This is a genomic window from Pseudomonas sp. NY15437 (assembly GCF_048068435.1).
Lineage (GTDB): Bacteria > Pseudomonadota > Gammaproteobacteria > Pseudomonadales > Pseudomonadaceae > Pseudomonas > Pseudomonas nitroreducens_B.
Map to the genome: position 1 here is coordinate 382,882 of NZ_JBLUQC010000001.1, position 16,482 is coordinate 399,363.

Sequence of the window (16,482 nt, forward strand, 5' to 3'; positions counted from 1 at the left end):
AGGAGCGGGCCGTTGTTCCGCAGCCATGATGTCCCTCTCTCGCTTGCGGGAGAGGGTTGAGGCGAGGGGCTTTTGATTGTGTAGGAGCGGACTCCGTCCGCGATTGGGTTGTGGCGCGTTGCGGAGCTATCGCGGACGGAGTCCGCTCCTACGTCGTCTGTTAGTCCGACGCGGGGGTTGCCCTCTCCCCCGCCCTGGCTACGCGCCCCGCTCCGAAGGGAGAGGGAGCAGTTCAGCGTTGCCGAAACGTCCGGAGTTTCGCTTGCTGCCACTCAGTCCCCTCTCCCTTCAGGGAGAGGGTTAGGGAGAGGGTGCCCCAACCAACGCACCCAACTCTCCCGTTACTGCGCCAAACCCGCCCCCAACGCCGCCGAAAAGTCGGCGTGGTACCCCGCCCCGATATCCCCCAGCACCCCCGCCTTGCGCAGCTTGCCGAGCACCCGCGCGTTGGCCTCGCACAGGCGCACCTCGATGCCGCGGCGCTGCAATTGCTCCATCACTTCCTGCAGGGTCTGCAGGCCGGTGATGTCCATGAACGGCACGTGGCGCAGGCGGATGATCAGCACCTGCGGGTCGGTGTGGGTCGTGGCCAGGGCGCGTTCGAAGGTTTCCGCGGCGCCGAAGAACAGCGGCCCCTCGATGCTGTAGACCAATACACCGGGCGGCAGCTCGCCCAGGCCGCGGCCGCGCAGTTCCACGTCCAGCTCCGGGCCCTCGTCGGCGTGCACTTCCACCGAGGACGCCATGCGCCGCAGGAAGTGCAGCATGGCGAGGATCACGCCGATGTTCACCGCGATCACCAGGTCGCTGAACACGGTGAGCAGGAAGGTCACCAGCAGGATGGCGACATCGGCACGCGGCGCGCGCTTGAGCATGAACAGGAAGTGCCGCGCCTCGCTCATGTTCCAGGCCACCACGAAGAGGATCGCCGCCAGCGCGCAGAGTGGGATGTTCGACGCCAGCGGCGCGAGGAACAGCAGGATCAGCACCAGGGTCGCGGCGTGGGTCACGCCGGCCAGCGGGCTGTTGCCGCCGTTGCGGATGTTGGTGGCGGTGCGGGCGATGGCACCAGTGGCGGCGAAGCCGCCGAACAGCGGAGTGACTAGGTTGGCGATGCCCTGGCCGATCAGCTCCTGGTTGGAGTCGTGGCGGGTGCCGGCCATGCCGTCGGCGACGACCGCCGACAGCAGCGACTCGATGGCGCCAAGCATGGCGATGGCGAAGGCCGGGCCGATCAGTTCCAGCACGCGCGGCAGCGTCACCTCCGGCAGGCTGAAGCTGGGCAGGCCCTGGGGAATGCCGCCGAAGGCGCTGCCGATGGTGGCCACGCCGTCGAAATGGAACAGCGACTGGATGGCGGTCACCACCACCATCGCCACCAACGGGCCGGGCACCCGGCGCAGCGCGGCGATGCGCGGGGTCGACAGCACCAGCGCGAGGCTCAGCAGCGCCAGCAGGGTGGTCGCCAGGTGCAGCTGCGGCAGCGCCTGCAGCAGGTGCCAGAGCTTCTGGTGGAAGTGCTCGCCGGTCACCGTCGGCAGGCCGAAGAAGTCCTTCCACTGGCCGACCCAGATGATCACGCCGATCCCGGCGGTGAAGCCAACGATCACCGGCGCGGGGATGAAGCGGATGATGCTGCCCAGGCGGCTCACGCCCAGCAGCACGAGAATCGCGCCGGCCATCAGCGTGGCGATCTGCAGCCCGTCCACGCCGTACCGGGCGGTCACGCCCGCGAGGATGACGATGAAGGCGCCGGTGGGTCCGGCGATCTGCACGCGGCTGCCGCCCAGCAGCGAGACCAGCACGCCGGCGAAGATCGCCGTGTAGATGCCCTGCTCCGGCTTGACCCCGCTGGCGATGGCGAAGGCCATGGCCAGCGGCAGCGCGACCACGCCGACGATGACACCGGCCACCAGGTTGCGCGTCCAGTGCTCGCGACCGAACAGTCCGGCCTTCCAGGCTTCTCGCAGGGCGATCATCGCGGTCTCCGACAGGATGTGGAGCCAGGATGCTAGCAGGAAGGGGCTTGCTGCAACCCGGCGCACGTCATGGCTGTGGCGCGCTGTCGCAGGCGAAACAGGGTGAACAGAATATTGCACAACCCTGATGGCGCGCAGCTTCCCGCGCTGTTTCAAGATGCCTTTCCCTGGGCGTTCATGCCTGAAATCGACCCCTTCGATTTGCCAGCGGAGCGAAAAATGGGCACAATGTGTTCATTATGTTGAACATCAAGGCGTTACCTCTCCCCACTTCCCGCCTGGTTTCGCGCGAGCGTCACTGGACCGGCGATCTGTAGCTCCTCCCTTCGGCCACCACCTTCTGGTGGCGCCAAGCGCGGCAACCCTTCAAGGGTGATTGCCGCCCGAGTCAGCGCCGCCGAACCCGAACCGAAAACCGCCGCAAGGATGCTCTTAGCGAGACTGCGCGCGGCTGCCCGTGGGAGGGCTTCACCATGCGTTCCTGGATCTACCTGTTAGCCGCCATCGGCTTCGAAGTCGTTGGCACCACCTCGATGAAATTCACCCATGCGCTGTTCCCGGTCGCCGGGCTGCTGCTGATGTACGTGATGATCGGCCTGTCGTACTACTTCCTCTCGCTGGCCATCAAGCGCGTGCCGGTCGGTGTGGCCTACGCCCTGTGGGAAGGCATCGGCATCGTGCTGATCACCCTGGTCAGCGCCTTGTTCCTCGGCGAGCAGCTGAGCCTGGACAAGGCCCTGGGCCTGGCCGTGATGATCGCCGGCATCCTGCTGGTGAAGTCCGGCACCCGTACCGGCCGGCGTGACGCGCGCCGCTCCCTGAAAGGGGAGGCCGTGACATGCTGAACCATGACCTGATTCCGATGGCCTGGCTGGGCCTGGCCATCGTCCTGGAAGTGATTGCCAACCTGCTGCTCAAGTATTCCGACGGCTTCCGCAAGCGCCTGATCGGCGTAGCCTCGATCCTCTGCGTGCTGGGCGCGTTCACCGCGCTGGCGCAGGCGGTACGTGGCATCGAACTGTCGGTGGCCTACGCCATCTGGGGCGGCTTCGGCATCCTCGCCACCGTCGCCATGGGCTGGGCCCTGTTCGGCCAGCGCCTGGTGTGGCGCGGCTGGGTCGGCCTGGCGATGCTGGTGCTGGGCATGGGGCTGCTGAAGCTGGCGTGATCACTGCGATCCGAAACGAAAAAGGCGGAGCTGGGCTCCGCCTTTTTTTGCGCCTGGGGATTGGGTGCCGTGCGGTTCGCGCCTTGGCGGATCTGATGCTGCGGCTGCGTTATGAGCCCTACGTTCCTTCCATTTGCCTGGAAAATGGGTGCCGTGCGGCATGCGAGCAAGAACAATGGCGCCCGCTCGCTCGTGCTGCGCTCTTCGTAGGAGCGAGCTTGCTCGCGAACGGTCTTTGCGCCGATGCAGCTCAGGCCAGCAGGCTCACCACCGCGAAGCGGCTCAGGTTGGCCTGGGCCACTACCGTCTGCGCCGCCGCGCTGTAGTGCGTGGCGCTGCGGCCCATGCGGTCGAGCATGGAGGCGGCGAAGTGGTGCGCCCACTCGCGCTCGTCCTCGCTGGCGTGGCGGTCGAGGAAGTCGCGGATGTCGTCCTGGCGGTGGCGCAACTGGTCGCGCAGGCCGCCGATGCGGTCCAGCGCGGAGACTACCGAATCGAGCAACTGGCGCTGCTCGCGGAAGGCGTCGCTCTTGATCTCGGTGGGGAACGCCAGCAGGCCGTCCTCCTGGCTTTTCAGCCGGGTGTTCTTGCCCTTGGCGAACAGCTTGCCCTCGCCCTGCACCGCCAGTTGCCCCTTGAGCTGCTGCCAGTCGGCCTCGGGCGCGGAGAACTTCAGCGCGCCATCGCTATCGAGTTCGGCGCGAATGCCCGCCTGGCCCAGCGTGGCGTTGAAGCGGCGCAGCACCTGCTCGGTGCTCATGCCATCGTCCAGCACGACCGCGGCCGGCTCGGCGAGCTGGCGGCCGGCGCTGAACAGCAGGGTTTCCTTGCCCGACCGCTGGATGGCTTCCACCGACTCCAGGCCCTCCAGGCTGAAACGGCTGCGCACCGGCTCGTTCAGGCGCAGGCGGAAGTTGGCGTCGAGGCTGCCGTCCGAGCGCTGGGCGCGCTGCTCCAGCAGTTCGTTGACCTGGCGGATCGCCTGGCGCACGCCCTCGCGGTCCTGGGACTGCGGCGCGCTCAGCTCGCGGCTGAGGTTGAGCTTGAGGCCGCCGAGGCGGTCCTGCAGGTCCCCCAGATAGCTGTCGGCCGACTGCATGGAGGACAACTGCTGGTTGAGCTGCAGGTTGAAGCTGCCGCTCTTCTGCGCGCCGCGTGCCATCTGCGCCGCGTTCTCACCCTTCTCCTCGCCCTTGCGCAGGGCGTTCTGGCGCTCGCCGGTGGAGGGCAGGATGACGTCGCGGCGGGCGCTGGGATCGAAGACGGCGGCGGCCGGCAGTTGCTTGATGACCTTCATGGTGACCTCTGCACCGGATGTGCTTCCGCCCGGCGCAGGGGGCCGGGCGGAGGCGGGATAAAACGTAGGGGATGCGGGCGGAGCGCCGCCGATTGGCGTCCAGACCTCCTTGCGGCGCGGCCCGGCTCCCCTACGGAGAAACTTACAGGCGGCTGAACAGCGACAGGTCGTTGAGCTTCAGGTAGGTCTTCTGCGTGGCCTGCAGCGCCAGCTGGTAGGTGTTCAGGTCGATGCTCGCGCCGGCGTAGTCCAGCTGCGACAGTTCGCCGTTGATCTTCTGGTTCACCAGCGACACCTCCTCGTTGCTCGAATTGAGCATGGTCAGGGTGTTCTGCCGGCCGCCCAGTTCGGTGATGGCGCCGAGCACGCCGTCGTGGGCGCTGTCGAGGCTGTCGATGGTCGCGGCGATCTGCGCGTGGACCGCCGGGTCGGTGACGTCCAGCGCCGGGTCCTTGAGCATCTTCACGGTGGCGTGGAGCTGGTTGAGGAAGTCCATGTTGCTGCCGAACACGCCCAGCGCGGTGACGTTTTCCTCCACCTGCACGCCGTTGGCCACGGCAGCCTGACGCGACTTGTCGTTGCCGGTGGCGACATAGGTGTCGGTCAGCGGTTCGTAGGTCACCGCGGCGGTGTCGCTCAGGGTGCCGGAGAACAGGTAGCGGCCTTCCTCGTCACGCACGTTGACGAAGCTCACCACGGTCTTCTCGATGTTCTCCAGTTCCCCGGCCATGGCGTTGAGGTCGCCGCCGGTGTTGGAGCCGTTGGCCGCCCAGAGCAGCAGGTCGCGCACGTTGAGCATGGCGTCGGAGGTGGCCTGCAGGTTGGTTTCCTGGGTCGACAGGTTGCCCGACACGTTGCCGATGTTGGTGCGGTACTGCGCAAGGCTCGCTTCCTCGCGCTGGATGCGCAGCATGCGCACGCTGGCGATGGGGTCGTCGGAGGGCTGGAGGATGCGCTGGCCGCTGGACATCTGCTGCATGAGCTTGCCCAGCGCCGTCGAGTTGCTGTTCATCGAGCCGCTCATCAGCGCGGTGATCTGTGCGTTGGTAATGCGCATGGTGCTGTCCTCTGTCCTTAGAAGGCCGCGAGCATCGAGTCGAACAGCTCCTTGGCGGTGCTGATGACTTTCATGTTGGCCTGGTAGGCCTGCTGGTAGGTGATCAGGTTGACCGCCTCCTCGTCCAGGCTCACCGCGCTCACGCTGTCGCGCTGGGCCTGCGCCTGGGAGGCCACGGTGGTGGCGGTCTTCTGGTCGGCCTGGTTCTGCCGGCTGGCGCTGGCGACCTTGCCGAGCAGGCCGGCGAAGGCGTCGTTGAGCGTCACCTGGCTGCCGGAGAGGGTGATCGACTGGCCCTTGAGATCGAGCAGCGCCAGCAGGTTCACGTTGTTGCCGGACTCGCCCGCAGTGTCCGACAGCGCCAGTTCCTCGGGCTTGAGGTCGTTCACGCTGAGCATCGCCGTGGTGCTGCCGGCGTTGTAGGCCAGCAGCGCCTGGCCGGCATTGCCGTTCAGGTCGAAACCGCCCGCCAGGGTGTCGTTGACCATCTGCGCGAACTGCCCGGCCATCTCGTGCAGGGCGGTCTGGTTCGGCCGCAGGGTGTCGTACTCGGTGTCGTACAGCGCGCCGAGGGAGCCGCCCATGCCGTCCTGGGCGAGCGGGAAGCTGGTGCCGGCGAAGGTCAGGGCGATTTCCTGCTCGCCGCTGGCGGTGCGGCTGATCGCCAGTTGCCCGGCGGAGTTGCCGGCCACCAGCGGCTGGCCGTTGGCCAGGGACACCGTGAGCGAGCCGTCGGCCACTTCGTTGACGCGGATCGAGGCGTACTTGGAGAGGTCCTGCACCAGGCTTTCGCGGTGGTCGCGCAGCGCGGTGGTGTCGCCGCCGGAGGAGCCGACCTCGACGATCTGCTTGTTCAGCGCGGCGAGGTTGGCGGTGAGCCCGTTGATCTCGCCGACCATGGAGCCACGCTGCTCCTGCAGGGCGCGCAGCTGGCTGTCGATGTTGCCGGACAGGCCGTTGAAGCGCTGGGCGAGGTTCTTCGTCTCGTTGATGATCTGCTGGCGCAGGGCGACCGAACCGGGGGTCGCGGTGGCCTCGCTGAGGGCGGCGAAGAAGTTGTCCAGGCCGACGCTGATGCTCGAACCGTCACCGCTCATCAGGCCTTCCAGTGCGGAGAGATACTGCTGGCCGCTGTCGTAGTAGCTCTGCTCGGTGGTGGCACGCCACAGCTGCTGGTTCTGGAAGTCGTTGGCCATGCGGCGGATGCTGGTCACCACCACGCCGCCGCCCACGTTCAGGCCGCCGTCGCCAGCCAGCGAGGCGAGCACCGGGCTCAGCCGGCTGAAGCCGGGGGTGTTGGCGTTGGCGACGTTCTGGCCGGAGGTGGCCAGGGCGATCTGCGCCGCGCGCAGGCCGCTGTAACCGATCTGGCTCAACATACTCAAGAGGCACTCTCCTTCGACTCGAGGCGAATCGGCTGGGCAAACGCCGCCGAGGCCGGTCGGGAAACAAATTCGGGCTGTTGTCCCTGATAGGCGACGGAATCGGCGTGACGCTTAAATCCGTCCTGGGGGGCGTGCTTCAGACCACTCTCGGGCGACAGGCCGCTGCCGGGGATGCGCGCCGGCGCCTGGGCCTCGCGCACGCGGCGCAGCACGCCGAGGGTGTAGTCGCGGGTTTCGTCATAGGGAATGCTGCGCACCCAGTCGGCCATGCCGATCTGCCCGTTGCGCGGGTCGCCGTTGCTCTTCAGCCACTCGTCCACCTTGCCGGGGCCGGCGTTGTACGCGGCCAGGGCGAGCACGTGCTGGCCGTCGTAGCGGTCGAGCAGCTTGCCCAGGTAGGCGCTGCCCAGGGCCTTGTTGTAGGCCGGGTCGCTGGTCAGGCGCTGCTCGTCGTAGGGCAGGCCGAGCTCGCCGGCCACTTCGCGGGCGGTGTCGGGCATCAGCTGCATCAGGCCGCGCGCGCCCTTGGGCGAAACGGCGGCGGCGTTGCCGCCGGATTCCTGGCCGATCACGCTGTCCACCAAGGTGCGGAAGCCCGCCGTGCCCTGCTGCCAGGCGTGGGAGAGGCGCTCGACGCCGCGCTGCCAGGTGTCCACCAGCGGGTTGCGGCTGGAGACGGAAGGCCGGCGCAGGGCCTCGCCGCCGTCGGCCAGCGCCACCGGCGCGGTGGTGTCGGTCGGCTCAGCCGAGAGCTGGCGCACCAGCAGGTCGGCGATGCCGGTCTGCTTGCGCGAGGCCAGGTGCTCGGCCAGCGCCTCGTCGTAGAAGTCGCGCATCGTGTCGAGGTCGCGGCTGCGCAGCGGGCTGCCGGCGGAGAGCACGTCGCCGGCCTTGCGCATCTGCTTGAGGATCTGCTGCAGGAACATCGCCTCGAACTGCTCGGAGGCGGCCTGCAACTGCTCGCGGCGGACCTGCTCGGGCGCTTCGCCGGGCTGGCCGGTGGGGACGATGGGGCGATTGAGCGAAGTGATGCTCATGGGGCTGATGCTCTTTCGACGCGGTCGCGACGGCGCCGCATTTTGCGCAGGGCTAGGCGCGAATCGTGTGGTTTGGTCATTCCAAATGAACGATGAGTAACGACGCGCTGCGCAAAATGCGGCCCGTCCCTCCGGGTTGCGCGGCAAATCACGCCATGCGTCGTTGCGGGGCTAGGCAAGGGAGCGACCATTGCCGTCGCCCCGCGTCTAGCCTGGCGTGATTTGACGCGGCAACGCGACTCTCGGCGAAAGAGCATCAGCCCCATTAGATCACCACCAGCTCGGCGTTCAATGCGCCCGCCTGCTCCAGCGCCTGGAGGATGCTCATCACGTCGTCCGGGGTCGCGCCCAGGCTGTTCACTGTGTTGATGATGCTTTCCAGGCTGGTGCCCTCCGGCCACTTGAACATCGGCTTCTTGTCCTGGCTGACCGAGACGTCCGACTGCGGCGTGACGGCCGTGGTGCCATTGGAGAACGGGCCGGGCTGGCTGACCTGGGGGTTCTCGCTGATGGTCACGGTGAGCGTGCCGTGGGCCACGGCGGCCGCCTTCACGCGCACGCCCTGGCCGACCACCACGGTGCCGGTGCGGCTGTTGAATACCACCTTGGGCCGCGTGCGGCCTTCCTGCACCTCCATGCCTTCGAGCATGGCCATGAAGCTGGTGCGCTGGGCCAGGCTGACCGGCGCGCGCACGGACACCTTGGTGCCGTCCAGCGCGGTGGCGGTGCCGGAGCCGAAGCGTTCGTTCACCGCGTTCATCACCTGGGTGGCGGTCTGGAAGCTCGGTTTGCGCACGTTGAGCATCACGTCCGGGCGCTGGGCGAAGTCGCTGGGGATCATCCGCTCGATGGTCGCGCCATTGGGAATCAGGCCGCTGTTGGCGCTGTTGATCGACACGCTGGAACCACTCTGCCCCTGGGCATGCAGGCCGCCGACCACCAGGTTGCCCTGGGCCAGCGCATAGACCTCGCCGTCCACGCCCTGCAGCGGGGTCATCAACAGCAGGCCGCCGCGCAGGCTCTTGGCATCGCCCAGCGAGGACACGGTCACGTCGATGGTCTGCCCGGCGCTGTAAGAGGGCGGCACGCTGGCGGTGACGCTCACGGCGGCGACGTTCTTCAGCTTCGGGTCGACGTTCGGCGGCAGGTTCACGCCGAACTGCTTGAGCATGTTGGCCACCGACTGGTTGGTGAACTTCACCTGGTTCTTGTCGCCGGTGCCGTCGAGGCCGACGACCAGGCCGTAGCCGATCAGCTGGTTCTCGCGCACGCCTTCGATGTCGACCAGGTCCAGCAGCGGGATGGCCAGCGCCTCGGCCTGCCAGAACAGGCAGAGGGTCGCCAGCAGGCGGGCAAGGGTTCTACACATAAGCGTTCTACGCATGGAATGCTCGCCTGCTTACATCGGGAACAGCGGATGGGTGAAGAAGCGCGTCAGCCAGCCGGCCGAGTTGCTGTCGTTGAGCACGCCGCGGCCGGCGTAGGAAATCTTGGCGTTGGCGACGTTCTGCGAGGACACCTGGTTGGCGCGGTTGATGTCGTCGATGCGCACCAGCCCCGTGAGGCGGATGAACTCGTCGCCCTGGTTCAGGCGCAGGGACTTCTCGCCCTTCACCAGCAGCACGCCGCCGGGCAGCACCTTGTGCACGGTCACCGCGATGGAGCCGGAGAGGGTGTTCTGCTGCGAGCTTTTCGCCGAGCCGGTGAAATCGCGGTTGGCCGTGGCGGAGCTTTCCAGGCCGCCGTATTCCTTGGTCAGGATGGTCGGCACCGGCACATCCAGGCTGGACTGCTTGCCGAAGCTGGTGCCCGCGCTCTTGCTCGACTGGGTGGACTCGCTGAGCACCACGGTGACGATGTCCCCGACGCCGATGGCGCGCTTGTCGCGGATCAGCGAGCCGCCGTAGCCGGAACGGAACAGGCCGCCGCTGGTGGTGGGCGGCAGGCTGTAATCCAGCTCCGGCGGCTGGTAGACCGAGGAGTCCTCGTCCGGCAGCATCTCGTCGAAGCTCTGGCATCCGGCGAGCAGCGCCAGGGCGAGCAGCAGGGCAAGGCGCGTCATGGTCAGACCGTCTGGTTGAGGAACTGCTGCATGCCCGACGCGGCGTCGAGCACCTTGGCGTTGGCCTCGTAGGCGCGCTGGATGGCGATCATGTTCACCATCGCCTCCACCACCTGCACGTTGGAACCTTCCAGCACGCCCTGCTTGAGGGTGCCCAGGCCTTCCTCGCCCGGCGTGCCTTCCTGCGGCTCGCCACTGGCGGCGGTTTCCTTGTAGAGGTTGCCGCCAATGGCTTCCAGGCCCGCCGGGTTGGTGAAGTTGACCAGGGTGATCTGGCCCAGCTCGGTGGGCAGCGTCTCGCCCGGCAGCACGGCGGTGACGATGCCGTCGCTGCCCACGGTGAAGCGGCTGGCGCCGGCCGGGACTTCGATGTTCGGCGTCAGCGGCAGGCCCTGGGCGTTGACCACGATGCCTTCGTTGTTCAGCTGCAGTTGGCCGTTCTCGGTGTAGTAGGTGTCGCCGTTGGGCGCCTCGACCTGGAAGAAGCCGCTGCCGACGATCGCCAGGTCCATGGGCTGGCCGGTGGTCTGCATGCTGCCTTCGGTGAACACCTTCTGCGTGCCGACGACGCGCACGCCGCTGCCCAGCTGGATGCCCGAGGGCACGGTGTTGACCTGGTCAGCCTGGGCGCCGGGTTGCAGCTGCACCTGGTAGAACAGGTCCTCGAACACCGCGCGGTCGCTCTTGAAGCCGACGGTGTTGACGTTGGCCAGGTTGTTGGCGACGGTGGACATCGCGGTGTCCTGTGCCGCGAGGCCCGTCTTGCTGACCCAAAGTGCCGAACTCATGTTGTGCTCCTGTCTGCGCGACGCGCGTTAGCCGCCACGGATCATGCGGTCGCCGGCCTCGGCGAGATCCGAGGCGGCCTTCATCATCTTCACCTGGGTCTCGAACCGCCGATTCAGGCTCATGGTGCCCACCAGTTGGTCGATGGCCGAGACGTTGCTCTGCTCCAGGTGGCCGGACACCAGGCGCACGTCCTCGCTGGCCGCGACGTTCTGGCCGTCCTTGCTCACCAGCAGGCCCTGGGCGTTCTTCACCAGGGAGGACGCCGGGGCGTCCACCAGCTTCAGGCGGTCGACGTCGGTCATCATGAAGTCGCCGCGCGGCATCACCGAGATGGTGCCGTCGTTGCCGATGGCGATGGCGTCGTACTCGGGCAGGGTGATCGGGCCGCCCTCGCCGAGCACGGCGCGGCCGTTGATCATCAGCTGGCGGTCGGCGTCGATCTCCAGGTTGCCCTGGCGCGTGTACGCCTCGCCGTTGCCGCTCTGCACGGCGAACAGGCCCGGGCCCTGGATGGCGACGTCGAGGTCGCGACCGGTGGCCATCAGGGTGCCGGCGCTCATGTCCACGCCGCTGCTCTCGATGCGCGCGAGGTGGCGGCTGTCGTAGCCGGCGCCGCTCACGTCCACCGCGGTGGCGTGTTCCAGGTCGGCGCGAAAGCCGGGCGTGTTGACGTTGGCGAGGTTGTTCGCGCGCACGTCCAGCGCCGCCATGCTGCGGCTGGCGGCGGTCATTGCGGTGTAGCCGAGGCGATCCATGACGAGTCCTTAGATGGCCGAGAACAGGACCTGGGTGAGTTCCTTGTCGGTGGTCATCACCTTGGTGTTCGCCTGGTAGTTGCGCTGGCCTTCCATGAGGCCCACCAGTTGCTGGGTGATGTCGACGTTGGAGCCTTCCAGGTTGCCGGCCGAGAGCGAGCCGAACTGGCCGATGCCGGGCACGCCGATCAGCGGCGCGCCGGAGGCGGAGGTCTCGGTCCAGGCGGTGCCGCTCTGGTTCTGCAGCCCGCCGGCGTTGATGAAGTTCGCCAGGGCGACCTGGCCCTGCAGCATGCGCTGGCCATTGCTGTAGTTGACGTAGACCTTGCCGTCGTTCTCCACCGCGATGCCGGTCTGCTCGCCGGCGGCGTAGCCGGTGGTGCGGTTGGTGGTGACGACGAAGTCCGAGCCGTACTGGCTGGTTCCGGTGTAGTCCAGCGCGATGTTCATCGGGTCCACGCCCGGCAGGGTGAAGCCCACCGGCACCGACGCGATCGGCGAGGACAGCGAGCCGTCCGGGGCGAAGGTCAGCGACTGGGTGGCGCCCACGGCGTTGCCGTCCACTGCGTAGTGCGCGTCCCAGGTGTTGGTGCCGGTCAGCACGAAGTACTGGGTCAGGGTGTGTTCCTTGCCCTGGGAGTCATAGATCTTGCTGGTGTAGGTGGAGTTGTAGGTCGCCACGTTCTGCGGGTCGAACGGCGAAACGGTCGGCGCGGTCTCGTTGGAGTCGAGGTTGGCGACGAACTCCAGCTTGTCGGTGGCCTTGGCCGGCAGGTTGGCGGTCTTCACCTGCAGGTCGGAGACGGTGCCCACCAGCAGGTTGCCCGCGGCGTCGGTGGGGTAGCCCTGCAGGCGCTGGCCGGTGGCGCTGATCAGGTAGTTGGCGTTGTCCTGGCTGAACACGCCGGCGCGGGTGTACTGGGTGTCGCCGTTGCCGCTCTTCACCACGAAGAAGCCGCCGCCGGAGATGGCCAGGTCCAGCGCGTGGTTGGTGGACACCAGCGAGCCGCCCTGGCTGATGCTCTGGGTGGTGCCGGTGACTTCCACGCCCATGCCCTTGCTGTCGGCGTAGACGCTGCCGAACTCGGTACGCGAGGACTTGAAGCCCACGGTGCCGGAGTTGGCGATGTTGTTGCTGATGGTGTCCAGCTGCTGGGTGACGGCGTTCAGGCCGGTCAGGGCGATGTTGAAGCTCATGGCGTTAGCTCATCCTAGGAAGGGGGCAACAGGCGCTCAGGCGGCCTGGCCCTGGCTGAATTCGACGATCTTGTAGAAGGGCACGGAACCGGCGCCCTCGACCTCCAGCACCGGGCCATCGGCGCTGACGCGGACGTTGTGCACCAGGCCGGAGACTTCGATGCCCGGTGTCTCGCCGCTCTCGGTCTTCACTGCCAGGCTGTACTGGCCGGGTTTCAGGCCCAGCGCCTGCGGGTCGACGGTGAAGGGCACGGAACCGGCTTCCTGCGGGCCGAGGGTGATGTCGGTGCGCACGCCGTTGGCATCGGTGAGCTGCAGCACGGTGGTGGCCGAGGCGTGTTCCAGGATGACCTGCCCGCTGACCTTGTCGCCGTCCAGCTGCAGGCTGTCGGCGCTGACCTTCACTTCCTGGCCGACCAGGCCTGCGGCAGTGAGGGTCTGCAGGTTGTCCATCAGCACCAGGTTGTTCTGCTGCAGGGTGGTCATGTTCTGCATGCTTTTGACCTGCGCCATGGCCGAGTACTGGTTGATGAACTCGGTGCTGTCCACCGGCTTGGTCGGGTCCTGGTATTGCACCTGGGCGACCAGCAGGGTGATGAAGCTGTTCTCCATGTCGGTCAGCTCGCCGAGGTTCACCGCCTGGCTGGGCGTGTCCGACGCGGTGCCGCTGGCGGAGCTGCGGGTGTCGTTATTGACCGTGCTCATCAGGCGTCTCCCAGTTTCAGCAGGCTGGACTGCATGCTCTTCACGCGGTTGAGCACCTCCACGCCGGTCTCGAAGCTGCGGGTGGCGGACATCATGTCGGTCATCTCTTCGATCTCGTTGACGTCCGGGTAGTAGACGTAGCCGGTGGCGTCGGCCAGCGGGCTGCCCGGCTCGTAGCGGCGCTGCGGGGCGCGGCCGGAGGTCACCACGTCGAGCACCTGCACGTGGGCGCCGCCCATGCCGGTGCCACGGGTGAGCTGGTCGTTCTCGTAGACCGCGGCGAACATCGGCTTGCGCGCCTGGTACACGGCGTCCGGGCTGTTGGCGGCGGAATCGGCGTTGGCCAGGTTGCTCGCCACGGTGTTCAGGCGCACGGTCTGCGCGTTCATCGACGAGCCGGCGATGCGGTAGATGGAGTCGAATGCCATGGCGTCAGCGTCCCTCGATGGCCTGCTTGAGGCCGCGGAATTTCATGGTCAGGAAGGTCAGGCTGGTCTGGAAATCCATCGCATTGCGCGAGAACTCCGCCTGCTCGGTGGACAGCTCAACGCTGTTGCCGTCCTGGGAGGGCTGGTTGGGGATGCGGTATTTCAGATCCGGGCGCGCCGCGCCGGTGCTGGCCAGCAACACGCTGGCGCTGTCCTGGCGCTGCATTTCGGCGGCGAAGTCGATATCCCGCGCCTTGAAGCCGGGCGTATCTTCGTTGGCCAGATTGGAGGCCAGGATTTCGCTGCGCTGCATGTGCAGCGAAAGGGCTCTCTCGTGGATACCCAGGGTTTCGTCAAACCGTATACTCATTCGTCCCCACCCACTCTCGTCGTTCGGCGTGCGAGGCGATAGAGCACGAACCATGCCGACCCTTGAAGGCCGCTTCATGTCGTTGATTTACAAGGCTTTACTCGCTCTATCCAGAGGCGCGGGCAACGCGGCTTTTCCGCTTTCGACGCGCCGTGCGAAGGAATGCGGAAAGGCCCTTTCCGCCTGCTTCCTCCTGCTGCCGGCAGCGCTCGTCCAGGCCGATGATGCGCGCACGCAACTGGATGCCGCGGCGCAGCGACAGGTGGCCGCCGAGCTGAAGATCAGCGCCCGGAAGGCCGGCTGGAACGGCATGACCTTCACACTGAACAACAACCTGCCCAACAGCCTCGCCAAGCTCGCCCCCTGCCCGGGCGAGCCGCAATTGCGCCTGCTCGAAGCGCCTTCGGCGCCCACCGCGCGGCGCCGCTTCGAAGCCAGCTGCGCGGGGCAACCCGGCTGGCCGGTGACCTTCACCAGCCAACCCACGCTGTACCTGCCGACGGTGGTGGCCAGCGGCGAGATCGAGCGCGGCCAGACGCTGGAGGCGGCGCAACTCAAGCTTGCGCCGGTGGAACTAGGCAAGAGCGCGCGGGGTTATTTCACCGACATCGCCGAGGTAGCCGGCAAGACCGCCCGCCGCCGTATCCGCGCCGAGCAGCCACTGACGCCGGCGCTGCTGGATGGCACGCTGCTGGTGCGCCGCGGCCAGCAGGTGAAGATCGTCGCCAGCCAGGACGGCATCCAGGCCAGCGCGGTCGGCGAGGCACTCGCCAACGGCAAGCAGGACGAGGTGATCCGCGTGAAGAACCTGCGCAGCCAGAAGGTCATCGAGGCGAAGGTGTCGGCATCAGGCGAGGTCAGCAGCCTCTTCTGATGCCCCCACGCGCCCTGTAGGAGCGGGCCATGCCCGCGATCGCGCGCATGGCCCGCTCCTACAGGCCGACGCCGGCCTGTCCATCCACGCAGGAGCGGACTCCGTCCGCGATCGCCTACGCGGCGGGCTTCGAGCCAACAGAGGGCGATTGCCCACTCCCGCAAGGAGCTCCTCGCTCAACGCGGCAGCGGCGTCAGGACATCGCGGACAGAGTCCGCTCCTACGCTCACCGGCAGTCCGCTGTGAGTCGTCACTTCCACCAGCCGCCGCGCATGGATGCTCGGCGCCGGCAGCAGCGGTGCGTCCAGCGGCGCCTCGCGGAAGCAGCGCAGGTGGTTGGCCACCATGTCGTAGCCGGACAGGTGACTGAAGGCGATGCCACCGGAGAAGCGAGGGTTCACGTCCATCAGCAGCGCCTCGCCGTCCTGCACCAGAAACTCCATGTTGATGCAGCCGTTCACCCCGAGCACGCGAGCGACCTGCCCGGCCATCTCCACCAGTTGCGGGTCGGCCAGCATCTGCACGGTGAGGCCCGCGCCCGTGGGGGTGCGCACCAGCTCCTGGCGGGCCATGGCCGCCCAGGCGCCGGTACTCTGCTGGCGCACCACGTCCACCACGCAGACGTCCCCGGGCAGCAGCGGCTGCACGATGTAGTCGCGGCCGCTGAACCGCTGGCGAACATAGCGCAGGAAGTCCTCGTCGCGAACCTGCATCAGCCCTTCGCAATTGCGCCCGTCGCGCGGCTTGGCGATCAGCGGCAGCGAAAGCTCCGGACTGTCTTCCAGGCGCCAGGTGGGGATGGTGCGAATCTGCGGATCGCCCTGAAAGGCCTGGTGCACCAGCCATTTGTCACGGGCGACGCGGATGGTCTCCAGCGGCTGCATGCACAGGGTGATGCCACGCTCGGCGAACGCCTGGTGGTGCAGCGCGAAGGCGTCCACCTCGGGGTCGATCAGCGGCAGCACGTGGGTGACCTGCTCGGCATCGCAGATATCCAGGACCCGCTCGACGTACTCAGTGACATTGCGCGCCGGCGGAACCTGATGAAAGGCATCCAGCAGCGCGGAGGTCGCGCACCACTCACGCGGCTGGGTATTGCTGCCCACCACTCGCGCGCCCCAGTGTTCCCGCAGCGAGGCGATCACTGCCTCGGCGGAGTAGGAGCCGATGGCCGTGACCAGGCAGGTGAAGGGGAAATCGGCGGCGGGACTGTTCAAGACGCCGCCCCGCCGGTGAGTTGCACGGTGTTCATCGCTTCATGGCTCCGCACGGGTTCGACTGCCCCGAGCACCCGCCGCCCTGCAGGAGTGGCGCAGCGGGTCGGCGCTCGGGAACCTTCATCACAAACCAGACAAGCGTAGCCGTGAAGCGGCGCTCCG

The 16,482-nt window shown here is 67.4% G+C and carries 17 protein-coding genes; 3 read left to right on the plus strand and 14 right to left on the minus strand.

Annotated features, from left to right (window positions below; genetic code table 11):
- Nucleotides 1–341: 341 nt before the first annotated feature.
- Nucleotides 342–1,979: a SulP family inorganic anion transporter gene (locus tag ACNFIA_RS01785; RefSeq protein ID WP_416782662.1), complete on the minus strand. Its 1,638-nt coding sequence runs from the start codon at nt 1,977–1,979 to the stop codon at nt 342–344.
- A gap of 473 nt (nt 1,980–2,452) precedes the next feature.
- On the opposite strand from ACNFIA_RS01785, the gene ACNFIA_RS01790 reads away from it, so the two are divergent.
- Both ACNFIA_RS01790 and mdtI read left to right on the plus strand, forming a co-directional pair.
- A complete protein-coding gene (locus tag ACNFIA_RS01790) occupies nt 2,453–2,824 on the plus strand; it encodes an SMR family transporter (protein ID WP_259758575.1) in 372 nt (123 codons plus the stop codon).
- Complete coding sequence (gene mdtI, locus ACNFIA_RS01795) at nt 2,818–3,147, plus strand: multidrug/spermidine efflux SMR transporter subunit MdtI (RefSeq protein WP_017521322.1); 330 nt, start codon at nt 2,818–2,820, stop codon at nt 3,145–3,147. The genes ACNFIA_RS01790 and mdtI overlap by 7 nt, the downstream gene beginning before the upstream one ends.
- A gap of 250 nt (nt 3,148–3,397) precedes the next feature.
- Here mdtI and ACNFIA_RS01800 read toward each other — a convergent pair whose 3' ends face one another.
- The 12 genes from ACNFIA_RS01800 to flgB form a co-directional block, all read right to left on the minus strand.
- On the minus strand, nt 3,398–4,444 hold the full coding sequence (locus tag ACNFIA_RS01800; RefSeq protein ID WP_416782663.1) for a hypothetical protein: 1,047 nt from the start codon (nt 4,442–4,444) through the stop codon (nt 3,398–3,400).
- 142 nt (nt 4,445–4,586) lie between these two features.
- Nucleotides 4,587–5,501: a flagellar hook-associated protein FlgL gene (flgL, locus tag ACNFIA_RS01805; RefSeq protein ID WP_259758573.1), complete on the minus strand. Its 915-nt coding sequence runs from the start codon at nt 5,499–5,501 to the stop codon at nt 4,587–4,589.
- A 17-nt stretch (nt 5,502–5,518) separates the two neighbouring features.
- On the minus strand, nt 5,519–6,886 hold the full coding sequence (flgK, locus tag ACNFIA_RS01810; RefSeq protein ID WP_416782664.1) for a flagellar hook-associated protein FlgK: 1,368 nt from the start codon (nt 6,884–6,886) through the stop codon (nt 5,519–5,521).
- Nucleotides 6,883–7,923: a lytic transglycosylase domain-containing protein gene (locus ACNFIA_RS01815; RefSeq protein WP_416782665.1), complete on the minus strand. Its 1,041-nt coding sequence runs from the start codon at nt 7,921–7,923 to the stop codon at nt 6,883–6,885. Before ACNFIA_RS01815 ends, flgK begins: the two co-directional genes overlap by 4 nt.
- A 265-nt stretch (nt 7,924–8,188) precedes the next feature.
- Entirely contained in the window at nt 8,189–9,292 is a 1,104-nt protein-coding gene (locus ACNFIA_RS01820; RefSeq protein WP_416782666.1) for a flagellar basal body P-ring protein FlgI, read from the minus strand.
- Between the two features lie 30 nt (nt 9,293–9,322).
- Nucleotides 9,323–9,985 carry a flagellar basal body L-ring protein FlgH gene (gene flgH / locus ACNFIA_RS01825; RefSeq protein WP_259758566.1) on the minus strand — a complete coding sequence of 221 codons (663 nt, stop codon included), beginning with the start codon at nt 9,983–9,985 and terminating at the stop codon, nt 9,323–9,325.
- A gap of 2 nt (nt 9,986–9,987) precedes the next feature.
- Nucleotides 9,988–10,773: a flagellar basal-body rod protein FlgG gene (flgG, locus tag ACNFIA_RS01830; RefSeq protein WP_259758564.1), complete on the minus strand. Its 786-nt coding sequence runs from the start codon at nt 10,771–10,773 to the stop codon at nt 9,988–9,990.
- Between the two features lie 27 nt (nt 10,774–10,800).
- Nucleotides 10,801–11,529: a flagellar basal body rod protein FlgF gene (locus ACNFIA_RS01835; RefSeq protein ID WP_416782667.1), complete on the minus strand. Its 729-nt coding sequence runs from the start codon at nt 11,527–11,529 to the stop codon at nt 10,801–10,803.
- A gap of 9 nt (nt 11,530–11,538) precedes the next feature.
- Entirely contained in the window at nt 11,539–12,726 is a 1,188-nt protein-coding gene (gene flgE / locus ACNFIA_RS01840) for a flagellar hook protein FlgE (protein ID WP_416782668.1), read from the minus strand.
- Nucleotides 12,727–12,762: 36 nt separating this feature from the next.
- Complete coding sequence (locus ACNFIA_RS01845) at nt 12,763–13,431, minus strand: flagellar hook capping FlgD N-terminal domain-containing protein (RefSeq protein ID WP_416782669.1); 669 nt, start codon at nt 13,429–13,431, stop codon at nt 12,763–12,765.
- Nucleotides 13,431–13,859, minus strand: a complete 429-nt coding sequence (flgC, locus tag ACNFIA_RS01850; protein ID WP_259758560.1) for a flagellar basal body rod protein FlgC — start codon at nt 13,857–13,859, stop codon at nt 13,431–13,433. The genes ACNFIA_RS01845 and flgC overlap by 1 nt, the downstream gene beginning before the upstream one ends.
- A gap of 4 nt (nt 13,860–13,863) precedes the next feature.
- Nucleotides 13,864–14,229, minus strand: coding sequence for a flagellar basal body rod protein FlgB (gene flgB / locus ACNFIA_RS01855; RefSeq protein WP_416782670.1), 366 nt, complete (start codon nt 14,227–14,229; stop codon nt 13,864–13,866).
- 52 nt (nt 14,230–14,281) lie between these two features.
- On the opposite strand from flgB, the gene flgA reads away from it, so the two are divergent.
- A complete protein-coding gene (flgA, locus tag ACNFIA_RS01860; RefSeq protein ID WP_416782671.1) occupies nt 14,282–15,103 on the plus strand; it encodes a flagellar basal body P-ring formation chaperone FlgA in 822 nt (273 codons plus the stop codon).
- Nucleotides 15,104–15,279: 176 nt separating this feature from the next.
- Here the strand turns inward: flgA and ACNFIA_RS01865 are convergent, their stop codons facing one another.
- A complete protein-coding gene (locus ACNFIA_RS01865) occupies nt 15,280–16,320 on the minus strand; it encodes an ATP-grasp domain-containing protein (protein WP_416782672.1) in 1,041 nt (346 codons plus the stop codon).
- Between the last annotated feature and the right edge of the window lie 162 nt (nt 16,321–16,482).